General features: G+C 72.5%; 15 protein-coding genes. 3 read left to right on the plus strand and 12 right to left on the minus strand.

What is annotated here, in order from left to right; genetic code table 11:
• Positions 1–4: 4 nt before the first annotated feature.
• Genes ACFQRD_RS13840 through infC form a run of 5 tightly spaced genes read right to left on the minus strand, consistent with a single transcriptional unit; the run spans position 5 to position 4,320 of the window.
• On the minus strand, positions 5–2,113 hold the full coding sequence (locus ACFQRD_RS13840; protein WP_377804564.1) for a cytochrome c oxidase assembly protein: 2,109 nt from the start codon (positions 2,111–2,113) through the stop codon (positions 5–7).
• Positions 2,110–3,018 carry a TrmH family RNA methyltransferase gene (locus ACFQRD_RS13845; RefSeq protein WP_377804566.1) on the minus strand — a complete coding sequence of 303 codons (909 nt, stop codon included), beginning with the start codon at positions 3,016–3,018 and terminating at the stop codon, positions 2,110–2,112. The genes ACFQRD_RS13840 and ACFQRD_RS13845 overlap by 4 nt, the downstream gene beginning before the upstream one ends.
• Positions 3,019–3,034: 16 nt before the next feature.
• Positions 3,035–3,415 (minus strand): 50S ribosomal protein L20, encoded by a 381-nt coding sequence (gene rplT / locus ACFQRD_RS13850; RefSeq protein WP_377019337.1) that lies wholly within the window; start codon positions 3,413–3,415, stop codon positions 3,035–3,037.
• 58 nt (positions 3,416–3,473) lie between these two features.
• Positions 3,474–3,668, minus strand: coding sequence for a 50S ribosomal protein L35 (rpmI, locus tag ACFQRD_RS13855; RefSeq protein WP_377019339.1), 195 nt, complete (start codon positions 3,666–3,668; stop codon positions 3,474–3,476).
• 25 nt (positions 3,669–3,693) lie between these two features.
• Complete coding sequence (gene infC / locus ACFQRD_RS13860) at positions 3,694–4,320, minus strand: translation initiation factor IF-3 (protein ID WP_377019479.1); 627 nt, start codon at positions 4,318–4,320, stop codon at positions 3,694–3,696.
• A gap of 305 nt (positions 4,321–4,625) precedes the next feature.
• Between infC and ACFQRD_RS13865 the strand changes: the two genes are divergently transcribed.
• Together ACFQRD_RS13865 and ACFQRD_RS13870 are read left to right on the plus strand one after the other, a co-directional pair.
• On the plus strand, positions 4,626–5,642 hold the full coding sequence (locus ACFQRD_RS13865; RefSeq protein ID WP_377804568.1) for a hypothetical protein: 1,017 nt from the start codon (positions 4,626–4,628) through the stop codon (positions 5,640–5,642).
• A gap of 117 nt (positions 5,643–5,759) precedes the next feature.
• Positions 5,760–6,077, plus strand: coding sequence for a DUF1844 domain-containing protein (locus ACFQRD_RS13870; RefSeq protein WP_377804621.1), 318 nt, complete (start codon positions 5,760–5,762; stop codon positions 6,075–6,077).
• A gap of 62 nt (positions 6,078–6,139) precedes the next feature.
• Here the strand turns inward: ACFQRD_RS13870 and ACFQRD_RS13875 are convergent, their stop codons facing one another.
• The 7 genes from ACFQRD_RS13875 to ACFQRD_RS13905 all read right to left on the minus strand — a co-directional run bounded on the left by ACFQRD_RS13875 (position 6,140) and on the right by ACFQRD_RS13905 (position 11,014).
• Positions 6,140–6,973, minus strand: coding sequence for an SseB family protein (locus ACFQRD_RS13875; RefSeq protein ID WP_377804570.1), 834 nt, complete (start codon positions 6,971–6,973; stop codon positions 6,140–6,142).
• Complete coding sequence (priA, locus tag ACFQRD_RS13880) at positions 6,970–7,704, minus strand: bifunctional 1-(5-phosphoribosyl)-5-((5-phosphoribosylamino)methylideneamino)imidazole-4-carboxamide isomerase/phosphoribosylanthranilate isomerase PriA (protein WP_377019342.1); 735 nt, start codon at positions 7,702–7,704, stop codon at positions 6,970–6,972. Before priA ends, ACFQRD_RS13875 begins: the two co-directional genes overlap by 4 nt.
• Before the next feature lie 83 nt (positions 7,705–7,787).
• Entirely contained in the window at positions 7,788–7,946 is a 159-nt protein-coding gene (locus ACFQRD_RS13885; protein WP_377804572.1) for a hypothetical protein, read from the minus strand.
• Entirely contained in the window at positions 7,943–8,665 is a 723-nt protein-coding gene (gene hisH, locus ACFQRD_RS13890; protein WP_377804574.1) for an imidazole glycerol phosphate synthase subunit HisH, read from the minus strand. Before hisH ends, ACFQRD_RS13885 begins: the two co-directional genes overlap by 4 nt.
• The gene (locus ACFQRD_RS13895) at positions 8,662–9,264 is read right to left on the minus strand and encodes a hypothetical protein (RefSeq protein ID WP_377019345.1); all 603 of its coding nucleotides are present in this window, start codon (positions 9,262–9,264) and stop codon (positions 8,662–8,664) included. The genes hisH and ACFQRD_RS13895 overlap by 4 nt, the downstream gene beginning before the upstream one ends.
• The gene (gene hisB / locus ACFQRD_RS13900; protein WP_377019346.1) at positions 9,261–9,884 is read right to left on the minus strand and encodes an imidazoleglycerol-phosphate dehydratase HisB; all 624 of its coding nucleotides are present in this window, start codon (positions 9,882–9,884) and stop codon (positions 9,261–9,263) included. The genes ACFQRD_RS13895 and hisB overlap by 4 nt, the downstream gene beginning before the upstream one ends.
• Entirely contained in the window at positions 9,881–11,014 is a 1,134-nt protein-coding gene (locus ACFQRD_RS13905) for a histidinol-phosphate transaminase (protein WP_377804576.1), read from the minus strand. Before ACFQRD_RS13905 ends, hisB begins: the two co-directional genes overlap by 4 nt.
• A gap of 129 nt (positions 11,015–11,143) precedes the next feature.
• Here ACFQRD_RS13905 and ACFQRD_RS13910 point away from each other — a divergent pair, with 129 nt between their 5' ends.
• Positions 11,144–11,620, plus strand: coding sequence for a DUF3054 domain-containing protein (locus tag ACFQRD_RS13910; protein WP_377804578.1), 477 nt, complete (start codon positions 11,144–11,146; stop codon positions 11,618–11,620).
• Position 11,621 lies beyond the last annotated feature (1 nt).

An 11,621-nucleotide genomic window follows, 5' to 3' on the forward strand; every position in this document is an offset into this window, starting at 1 on the left:
CGGGCTACCGCTGCGCCGGGCCGCCCGGGACGTCATCCTCGGCGACGGCGTCGTCGGCGACGGCGTCGTCGTCGCGGGCGGCGTCGTCGCGGGCGGCCGGGGCCTCGTGCCTCGCGGGCTCCTGACTGGATGCCGCAGCCTCCGCCGGCCCCGTCGGCTCTCCCCGCAGCCTGGCGAGGTAGGCGTTGTAGGCGGCCAGCTCCGCGCCGCCGTCGCGGTCGGCCTTGCGGTCGAACTGCCGTGCCCGCCGGTCCTCGGACTTCATCCACAGCACGGCGACGAGGATCGCGTAGCCCACGGTGGGCAGTTCCGAGATGGCCCACATGATGGTGCCTCCGCGGACCTGGATCAGCTCCAGGCGCTGGAGGGAGTACATGCCGAGGTCGGTGTACCAGTGCTCCGCGATGAGCCAGGTCGCCGAGACCAGGGCGACGCCGAAGAAGGCGTGGAAGGCCAAGGTGACCAGCAGGGTGATCAGCTTCAGGATGGGGTTGATCGGCCTCGGCGCCGGGTCGATGCCGATCAGGACCCACGCGAACAGGTAGCCCGAGGCCAGGAAGTGCACGGTCATCAGCACGTGGCCGAGGTGGGTGTACATCGCCAGCTCGAACAGCGGCGTGAAGTAGAAGACCACCAGCGACCCCGCGAACAGGGCTCCGGCCAGAGGCGGCGAGGAGACCAGCCGCGCGAAGCCGGAGTGCAGTGCGGCCAGGAACCATTCGCGGATGCCGCGCGACCCGTCGGTGCGCGGGGGGACGGCGCGTGAGAGCAGCGTGACCGGGGCTCCGAGGACCCACAGCGGTGGCACGATCATCATCATCGCCATGTGCTGGACCATGTGGGCGTCGAAGCGCATCTTCCCCCACGCGGAGGCGCCGCCGTTCATGACCCAGGCGAAGGCCAGGCAGCCCAGCACGAACACGACGGTGCGGTGCCACGGCCAGGCGTCGCCCCGACGCCGCAGCCGCGCCACGCCGGCCACGTAGACCCCGGCCATGACCACGGCCAGGAGCAGCGCGATCCAGTCCGGCTCGAACAGTGTGAACATCGAGGTGGGGCTGAACTCCTGCTCGGGCGGCAGGTACCCCACGAGCGAGAGGACCCGCAGGTCACCCACCGCCGGAATCTCCTGCGGCACCGGTGGCGCGGAGCGTCCCAGAGCGATCGAGGCCCCGATCACGCCGGCCATCACCACACCCTCGGTGACGACCAGGTGCCGGAAGCGCAGCCGCTCCCCCAGCCGGCGACGCTGCAGCGCGCCGATGCCGGCGAGGACCACGAGACCGGTGGCCTTCAGCAGCACGATGCGGCCGTACCCGGTGGTCACCAGCTGCCCCCAGCCGGACATGCGGATCGTGGCGCTGACCAGGCCGCTGATCGCCAGAGCGATGATCGCGGTCAGCGCCCAGGGCGAGAACCGCCGCACCGTCGTGGCCAGCCGGTCGTCCTCGAGCCAGGGGGCGATCAGGCCGATCACCAGCAGACCTCCGGCCCACACCGAGACCGAGATCAGGTGCAGGGCCATGGCGTTGACGGCGTTGACGTGGTCCAGGCTGGCTCCGGCGTGGCCGGCGAGACCCAGCGCGCCGACTCCGATCCCGGAGAAGGCCAGCGCCCAGCACGCCAGGACCGTGGAGCGCGCCAGCGCATAGGCGAGCGCGGACAGCGCAGCGGCGACGGCGACGGTCAGCTGCAGCCTGCCGAGATCGCTGGCCAGTGCGATATCCCAGACGTCGAGCCCCGAATCGGCCCCGGCGGCCTCGAGCCCCCCGAGCGGGACCAGAGCTGCGGAGGCCACGGCCCACAGCGCGGCTCCGGCGGCGCCGATCCGGACTGTGCGGCGCCGGACCGGGTCGAGCGTGGTGACCTCCCGCCGGGACGGCCCCGGGAGCAGGAGCACGGCGGTTCCCCCGGCGCCGACGGCGAGCAGCAGCCCGAGGTGGTGAAGGGCCCGCACCACCGGGATCCCCCAGGTGACCAGCGGTGAGGCCGGGACCAGGGTGGCCGGTGCGGCGGCGCCGGTGGCGAACAGGCCGGCCAGTGCGGAGGCGATGGTCAGGGCCAGCAGGGCCGGGACGGCGAGGGCACCGAGCTTCACGGATCGGCGCGTCATACCCCTGCCTGCCTGCGGCGGAGGGTCTCGAACAGGCAGACGGTCGCCGCGGTGTGGACGTTCAGGGATTCGGCGTGGCCGGCGAGCGGGATGCGCACGGCCAACGGTGCGGCGGCGAGCGTGCTCTCGTCCAGTCCGTGGGCCTCGTTGCCCAGGATCCAGGCCACGCGCGCGGGCAGGTCCGCAGCGAACAGGTCCTGTTCGGCGCGGCCGCTGGTGGCCGCCGCCGTGATGCCAGCGGGGGCCAGGCTCCCGAGCGTCTCGTCGATGTCCGCTCCGGCGACCACGGGGAGGTGGAAGAGGCTGCCTGCGGCGGCTCGCACCGCCTTCGGGGAGAAGGGGTCGGCGCTGGTGCGGGTCAGGACCACGAGGTCGGCGCCGGCGGCGTCGGCCGTGCGAATCAGGGTGCCGACGTTGCCGGGGTCGCGCACCTCATGGAGCACGACGACGGTGACCGGCGCGGTGCCGGGAAGGGCCTGGATCGCGGCAGGCGCGGCCGACGACTCCTCGGCGGGCAGTCGACCGATCGCGACGACGCCCTGAGGACTCATCAGCGCCCCGGCGCGGGAGCCGGTGGCCGCCTCCGTGTCGAGCTCGCCGTCGTGGCCGGGGCCGGGGTCGCGGACCATGGCACGGATGACCTCGCCCGGGACCTCGCGCGCCGCCACGCCGGCGTCCTGCGCGAGGTCGGCGAGCTCCGGATGAGCGGTCAGTGCCCGCGGGGTCACGAAGAGCTCGAGAGCGAGGTCCGGGCGGTGGACGAGCAGGGAGCGGATCGCCTGCGGTCCTTCGATGCGGAAGCGGCCCTGCTTGCGACGTGCAGAGCGCCCGGTCAGTGCCGCCACCTTCCGCACCCGCTCGGAGCGGGGCGAGGTGATCGGGGACTGATCCGGGCGCTCGGTCATCGCAGAGGGAGCGATGTCAGGCTGCCGGCGCGTTGACGTCCTTGGGCAGGGCGTTCTTGGCGACCTCGACCAGGGCGGCGAATGCCGGGGCATCGTTGACCGCGAGCTCGGCGAGCATGCGGCGGTCGACCTCGACGCCCGCGAGGCCGAGGCCCTGGACGAAGCGGTTGTAGGTCAGGCCGTTGGCGCGGGCCGCCGCGTTGATGCGCTGGATCCACAGGCGACGGAAGTCGCCCTTGCGCGCCTTGCGGTCGCGGTAGTTGTAGGTGGCCGAGTGGAGCACCTGCTCCTTGGCCTTGCGGTACAGACGGGAGCGCTGACCGCGGTAGCCGCTGGCCTGCTCGAGGATCTCCCGACGCTTCTTCTGGGCGTTGACCGCCCGCTTCACGCGTGCCACGTGATACTCCTTCGATCGTGATGTTCAGGGGGCGGGAGGCGGGCTTCCGCGCGGGCGATCAGCGGCCCAGCAGCTTCTTGATGCGCTTGACGTCGGACTTGGCGACGTTGGTGTCGGTGCCCAGGCGGCGCTTGCGCGTGGAGGACTTGTGCTCCAGCAGGTGGCGGGCGTTGGCCTTCTCGCGCATGAGCTTGCCGGAGCCGGTCGTGCGGACGCGCTTCTTGGTCCCCGAATGGGTCTTGTTCTTGGGCATGGTGCCTGTTCTCCTTCGTACGTTCTCAGGACTCGGAGCCGGACTCGGCGTCCGCCCCGGCCGAGGACGAGTCGTCCCCACCGCGGGCAGCGGCCTTCTCGGCATCGGTCTTGCGCTTGCGGGCCTCGGCCATGGCCTGGGCCTTCTTCTTGTGAGGCCCGAAGACCATCACCATGTTGCGGCCGTCCTGCCGCGGGTGCGACTCGACGAAACCGTACTCGGAGACGTCCTCGGCCATCCGGCTGAGCAGTCGCACGCCCATCTCGGGGCGGGACTGCTCACGACCACGGAAACGGATGATGACCTTGACCTTGTCACCGCCGGCCAGGAACTTCTCAACGTTGCGGCGCTTGGTCTCGTAGTCATGGGTGTCGATCTTCAGACCCATACGGATTTCCTTCTGGACCGTATTGGCCTGATTCTTCCGCGACTCGCGCGCCTTCAGGTTGGCTTCGTACTTGTACTTGCCGTAGTCCATGAGACGGGCGACCGGCGGGTTCGCGCCGGGGGCGACCTCGACGAGGTCGAGATCGGCTTCTGCGGCGAGACGCAGGGCGTCCTCGACGCGGACCTCACCGACCTGCTCGCCGGCGGGCCCGACCAGGAGGACCTTGGGGACCCTGATCTGACCATTGATGCGCTGTTCGCTGATGTTGGCTCCTCACCTTGGTTCGACTCGAACACGACGAAAGGCCCCCGCTTCATGCGGAGGCCCCAAGGTGCGCGGCGCCGCGGCGCCGACCGGACATTGCTGCCCGACTGCGATACTGACCTGGTGACTGTTCGCCCAGGACCGACAGGCCCGGGGCTGAGTGCCACGAGGTGGGAAGGGACTCCACTTGAGGAACGACTGACGAGGGTTTTCGACCTGTTCCAGTCGTCTATTCTAGCAGGGCCATCCGGGCAGTCCAGGTGATGTCCGTCGCGTCCGCGACCTGCGACCAGCGAGGAGTTGTGGTGGAGATCGACCGCGAGACCCCCGAGGAGCCCACCGAGGTCGGTGGGTCGCCCCCGCAGCAGGGTCCCGGCTCCGCGGCGCAGGAGTACGGATACAGCGCACCGGCCGACTCTGCTCCGTCGGATCCGTCGGATCCGTCGTCATCCTCCGAGACGGAGGCGGGCCCGGTCACTGCCGAGTCCGACGAGTCCGGCGCTCCCGAGCGGTCCGGCGCCGCCGACGAGTCCGGCGCCCCCGAGGAGTCCGGTGCCCCCGAGGCCGGGTCCGCCGGCGAGGACACCGGCGTGCAGCCTGCCACCGGGATGCAGCCGGTGACGGCCCTGCGCGAGGGAACTGCTCCCCGGGCCGTGCTGCGCCCGGTCCCGGAGGGTTTCCCGACGCCTCCCCCGCGTCCCGCCCGGCCCAATCGCCGTCCGGCGCCGTCGCCGGCTCCGGGCGACGCGGCGCCCGGTGGCCCGCGGCGCGGCCCGCTGATCGCCTCGCTCGCCGTCGTGGCAGTGCTCGTCCTGGTGGTGGCCGTGGGCGGCAGCATCCTCGCCTACCGCGCGCTGGCTCCCGAGACGCCGGCGGCCCCCGCCGCCTCGGATGCCGATCCGGCCGACCCGGCGCCCGGCGGGGCATCGGCGACCGGTGAGGTCGCGATCGGCGACGTCACCGTGCGGGAGCTGGGGACCGAGGTCGGAGTGCGCCAGGTCGGGGACAGGGCCGAGACCGTGGAACCCGATGGCGAGTTCGTCATCGTCACGTTCGAGATCGTGAATGCGTCGAGCCAGGCCCTGTACCTCGTCGACAATGCCGCCCTGCAGACCGCCGACGGGACGGTCGTCCCCGTGGACGAGGAGGCCTCCCGGGAGTACGTGGCCGATACGGATGCTCTCGGGCTCGTCGGTCCCGAGCAGAGGGCCACGATGCACGCCGTCTACGACGTGCCCGTCGGTGCCGAACCGGCCGGTGTGCAATTCGACCTGTCCATGAACACCGATGCCGGAACCGGGACCCTCCCCCTGGGAGGATGAGGGCATCGCATCTCCCGACCCCCGAAGGACATCGTGAACGAGAACCAGAACGAGACCCAGAACCACAACGCCGCCCTCGCGCCCGCGCCACTCGACGAGGACCTCTCCGCGGAGGCGCTGCGCGACATCTCCGAGGTGGCGGCGGTGGAGATCATCACCTCCGCCTGCGTGCATCTGATGAGCGCCGCTGCGGTGAAGGTCGGACTCGCCGAGGACGAGGAGACCGGGCAGTACCAGGACCTCTCCGAGGCCCGGAAGCTGATCACCGCGCTGGCCGGTCTGGTCACCGCGGCAGCGCCCGAGATCGGCAACGAGCACGCCCGGTCGCTGCGCGACGGGCTGCGGTCGCTGCAGCTGGCCTTCGCCGAGGCGCTGCCGTTCCCCGACGCTCCCGGTGAAGCTCCCGGGGAGAAGTACACGGGCCGCGTCTCCTGACCTCGCGGCCCGGACCGGGCGGGCCGGGCCCGGAGGGACCGGGGAAGGCGGAGCTCGGCAGCTCAGGAGCCGAGGACGAGCCGCAATGAGCTGATGCGCTCGGCGACGAGCTCCTCGGCGCCCAGGCGAGCGGAGATCTCGTCGACGACCGCGCGCACCTGGGTCTCGGTCAGGCCGGGTCGCAGCCGCAGCCGGAGGTCGACCTCGCTGCGCTCCCCCGCGTGGGCGTCCAGCGCCCTGACGTGCTCGGTCGCTCCGGCGATGCGGGTCAGGGCCGCGGTGACCTCCGGGTCGGCGTGCGGGGGGATCCAGGTGCGGCCCTGGGCCAGGGCCCACAGCACCGAGCGCGGCAGCAGGATCGGGCCGCCCTCGTCGGCCGGGGCCGCAGCATCCAGCAGCAGGGAGGTGCAGCCCTCCTGCACTGCCGCCTGGGCGGCCTGAGGAGCGATCACGGGCACCGGGCGGGCATCGGTGCGCCAGGCGGACAGCGCCGCGACCGAGGTGAACACCGGCAGCACGCGGGCACCGTCGGGGGCGGTGAGGGAGACCATCGCCATATCCGCCCCGTTGTCGCCGTGGACGCCGTGCGCGGTGGTCTCCGTGCCGGCGGCGACCGCCATGATCGGCACCAGCACGCGGGCGGCGGCGAGAGCGGCGACCAGGGCCTGACGATGCGGGTCCGATCCCGCGCGATGGGCGGCCAGCGCCCGGGCGAGCTCCGGCGGAGTCGTGCCGTCATCGCCCGGGAAGGGGCTGGCCGCATGGTCGCGCCCGGCCCACGGCACCCCGGCGGTGTCGGTCAGTGCGGACTTCTCGCGGAAATGGGACGGCAGCACGCGCCGTGCCCGGTCCCCGCGCGAGTCCTGCTCACCGGTCCCGGAGGCGGCACTGCTCATGCACGCCCCGCGACGTCCAGTGCCTCGCCCATGGTGAATGCCCCGGCGTACAGGGCCTTGCCGACGATGGCGCCCTCGATGCCCTCGGGAACCAGCTCGCGCAGCACCCGCAGGTCCTCCAGGGAGGAGACCCCACCGGAGGCGACCACGGCCGCGTCGGTGCGCGAGCACACCTGGCGCAGCAGGTCGACGTTGGGGCCGCGCAGGGTGCCGTCCTTGGCGACGTCGGTGACCACATAGCGCTGGCAGCCTGCCTCGTCGAGATGCTCGAGCGTCTCCCAGAGGTCGCCGCCCTCGCGCGTCCAGCCCCGCGCCGCCAGCGTGGTGCCGCGCACGTCGAGGCCGACGGCGATGCGGTCCCCGTGCTCGGCGAGCACCTCGGCGGTCCATTCCGGGTTCTCCAGGGCGGCGGTGCCGAGGTTGACCCGCCGGCAGCCGGTGGCGAGCGCAGCGGCCAGGGTCTCGTCGTCGCGGATCCCGCCGGAGAGTTCGACGTTCAGATCGACGGTGGCCACGACCTCGGCCAGCAGGGACGCGTTGCTGCCGCGTCCGAAGGCGGCATCGAGGTCGACGAGGTGCAGCCAGCTCGCCCCACCTGCCTGGAAGGAGAGCGCGGCGTCCTGGGGTGCGCCGTAGGCGGTCTCGGTGCCTGCCTCACCCTGGACGAGGCGGACGGCCTGGCCGCCCTGCACGTCGACGGCAGGGAGCAGCTCGAGCACGGGAGCGGTCATAGTGGCCTCCTGAGGGGCGGGGTGGTCCCGGGGTCGGTGCCGCGGGGTGGGGGTCGAGCTGTGGGAGAGGGGATGGAGCCGACTCAGCCGGTCTGGATCCTCCAGATCGAGACCGCGAAGCAGACCAGACCGGCCAGGGCGAATCCCACGGTCGCCCACCACGGTTTCCTGGCCCGGTAGAAGGACCAGGCGCCGCCGAGCAGCATGCCGCCGGCGAACAGCATGAGGAACGCGCCGATCATCGCGCGTGCTCATCGCCGCTGCCCGCCGCCGCCCAGCGCGGCAGGGTCCGCAGCCAGTTCGCCAGCAGCCTGGCCCCTGCCTCGCCGGACTTCTCGGGGTGGAACTGGGTGGCCGCCAGGGCGCCGTTCTCGACCGCGGCGATGAACCGGTCGCCATGGTGCTCGGCCCAGGTCACCTTCGGTGCGGGGAGGGAGCCGGTCTGCTCCATCACCCAGCTCCGGGCCGCGTAGGAGTGGACGAAGTAGAAGCGCTCGTCGCCGATGCCGTCGAACAGCTGCGTCCCCTCTGCCGCCTTAACGGTGTTCCAGCCCATGTGGGGCACCACCGGCGCCTCCAGACGGGTCACCTCGCCGGGCCACTGGCCCAGGCCGGTGCTGCGCCGGCCGTGCTCGGTGCCGGCGTCGAACATGACCTGGAGACCGACGCAGATGCCGAGCACGGGGCGGCCCCCGGCCAGACGCTGCTCGATGATGCGGTCGCCGCCGACGCCGAGGATCTGCTCGACGGTCGCCTCGAAGGCGCCGACGCCGGGGACGACGAGTCCGTCGGCCGCGAGGGCCCGGTCCCGCTCGGCGGTCAACTCGACCTGGGCACCGGCCGCCTCGAGGGCGCGCACCACGGAGCGCACGTTGCCCGAGCCGTGATCGAGGACGACCACGTGGGGTGCGTCCTGCTGCGCCGCACCGCTCCCCGCGGACTCGGCTCCGATCGCGCTCATGAGCGCTTCTTCCCGGAGGCGATCCACTTCAGGGCCTCGGTGCGGGTGATCGTCGCGGGGTCGATCCCCTCGTCCAGCTCGTCCAGGCCCGTCGCGCCCAGCAGGAGCTGCTCGACGATGTCGTCGACCGCGCCGAGCACGATCGCCGGGGAGACGTCCTCGCCGCGCTCGCCGTTGCGGTAGCGAGTGGCGGTCATGCGGTCGCCGCGGCGCCAGAACAGCACGATGCCGTTGCGCTGCAATGCCGTCGAGGCGATCGCCGCGAGGTCGTGGGCGGTGTTCTCGGGCAGGGCGCCCACGGCGATGGCCCCCGTGCGGGTGTCCAGGGTGCGGGTGGCTGCGGGGATGTCGATCCCGTCGGTGCGTGCCTCTCGGCCCAGCCGGATCGCACCGGCCAGGGCCTTCGCCGACGCCACGGACGTGGCGACGACGGCCAGGGTCGGCTCCTGGTCGTCCTCACCGTCGGACAGCACGTCGTCGACGGTCAGGGGCGCCTCCTCGTCGAGGGAGAGGCCTTCGGTCAGGCGGGCGAACTCGGCGTCGATGTCGCCGGAGCCGCCCGGGTCCTCGGTGGGGTCGGGGCGGTCAGGAGTGCTCACAGGGCTCCCTTCGTGGAGGGCACGTCGAGGACGCGCTCGTCGCGGGCGCAGGCGGTGCGCAGCGCGCGGGCGAGCGCCTTGAACTGAGCCTCGACGATGTGGTGGGGGTCGCGGCCGTCGAGCACACGGATGTGCAGGCAGATCGCGGCGTGATGGGCGATGGACTCGAAGACGTGCCGGGTCAGCGAGCCGGTGAAGTGCCCGCCGATCAGGTGGTGGGCCTGGGCCTCGCTCTCACCGCTGTGGACGCAGTACGGGCGGCCGGAGAGGTCGACCACGGCCTGTGCGAGCGCCTCGTCCAGCGGGACCAGGGCGTCTCCGAAACGGGAGATGCCCTGCTTGTCGCCGAGGGCTTCGCGCAGCGCGCGACCGAGCACGATCGCGGTGTCCTCGACGGTGTGATGGGCGTCGATGTCGGTATCCCCGCTCGCCCGGACGGTGAGGTCGAAGCGGGCGTGGGTGCCCAGTGCGGTCAGCATGTGATCGAAGAAGGGGACGGTGGTCGAGACGTCGACCTGACCGGTTCCGTCGACATCGAGCGTGACCTCGACGGAGGACTCGCGGGTGGTGCGCGAGATGCTCGCGGTACGGGGCGAGCGGGGTGCGGCGGTGTCGGTCATCGGGGGTCGGCCTCCTCGAGGGCGGTGCGGAATGCGGCGTTGTTCTCGGGCGTGCCGACCGAGACGCGCAGCCAGCCGGCGGGGCCGACGGCGCGCACGAGCACGCCGCGCCGCAGCAGCGCCTCGAACACGTCGTCGCGGTCGGCGAAGGTGCGCATGAGGAGGAAGTTCGCGTCCGACGGAGCCACGCTGTGGCCCCGGGCGATCAGGTGCTCGGCCAGGGCGTCGCGCTCGGTGCGCAGCAGCGCGACCTTGCCCAGCAGCTCCTCACGGTGGGCGAGGGCGGCGCGGGCCACCGCCTGCGTGACGGCGGAGAGGTGGTAGGGCAGGCGCACCACCCGCACGGCGTCCACGATCGCCGGGTCGGCGACGAAGTATCCCAGGCGTGCTCCGGCCAGGGCGAACGCTTTGGACATGGTGCGGGTGACGACCAGGTTCGGGTGATCCTCGAGCACGGTGAGGGCACTGGCCACCCCGTCGCGGCGGAACTCGCCGTAGGCCTCGTCGACCACGAGCAGACCTCGCGCGGGGGCCAGCGCCGCGGCCGCCGCCTCGACGACGTCGAGCGTCAGCGCGGTGCCGGTGGGGTTGTTCGGGCTGGTCAGCACCACGATGCTGGGCTGGTGCACGGCGATGGCCTCGCGCACGGCCTGCGGGGTCAGGGCGAACTCCGGAGCCGGCCCGCGCTCGACGGTGACCCACCCGGTGTAGGTGTCGCGCGCGTACTCCGGGTACATCGAGTAGTGCGGGGTGAACCCGAGCGCGGTGCGGCCGGGGCCGCCGTAGGCCAGCAGCAGCTGGTGCATGACCTCGTTGGACCCGTTGGCGGCCCACACCGCCTCGGGAGCCGGTGCCGGGATGCCGGATTCGGCGGCGAGGTACTCGCCGAGCTCGCCGCGCAGGGCGAGCGCCTCGCGGTCCGGGTACCTGTTCAGGCCCCGCGCGGCCTCTGCAGCGGCGCGGCCGATGTGCTCGGCCAGCTCCGGCGAGGGCCCGTACGGGTTCTCGTTGACGTTGAGCGCGTGCTCGACCGGGAGCTGCGGGGCGCCGTAGGGAGCGGCGCCCACGATCCCGTCGCGCGGCACGGGCAGCGCGACGGTGGCGGTGGTCGGAGCGGAGTTCGCAGGCATGGTCTCCATGGTAGAACGCCGGCGGCGGGGACGAGCCTGCCGTCCGGGCTGCGGGGGCCGCCGTGGCCCGCCTCACGCGTGCCCTCTCCTCGGTCAGGACCCTGCGGGAGCCGCCCTTACCCTGGGGGCATGTTCCGCTCCCTGGGTGCTCTGGTCGGTGACCTGCTGGTCGTGATCCTCTTCGTCGCGATCGGTTTCGTGCAGCACGGCACGCCGCTGACCTCGCAGAACCTCTTCCTGGTGGGGTGGCCGTTCGCCGTCGGCGTGCTGCTGGGCCACCTGGCGATCCGTGCCTGGCGTGCACCGTTCCGGCTGTGGCCGCACGGGCTGTTCGTGTGGGCGATCATGCTCGCGACGGCCATGGCGATCCGCACCCTCTTCGGCGGTGGCACGGAGACATCCTTCGTCATCGTCACCGGCGTGGTCACCGCGATCGGCATGCTCGGCTGGCGAGCCGTGGCTCTCTTCCTCACCCGCGGCGAACGGGTCGAGGTCGTCGCGGCCGGCACCGGGAGCGCCGCGGCGTCGGCGAACGCCGACCCCGAGGAGGCCTCCCCCGCCGCCGTCGACACCGAGGACGACGGAAGCCGGCACTCTTCGCCCTGAG

The organism is Brachybacterium sp. GCM10030268 (assembly GCF_042666305.1).
In the GTDB taxonomy this organism is placed as follows: Bacteria; Actinomycetota; Actinomycetes; order Actinomycetales; family Dermabacteraceae; genus Brachybacterium.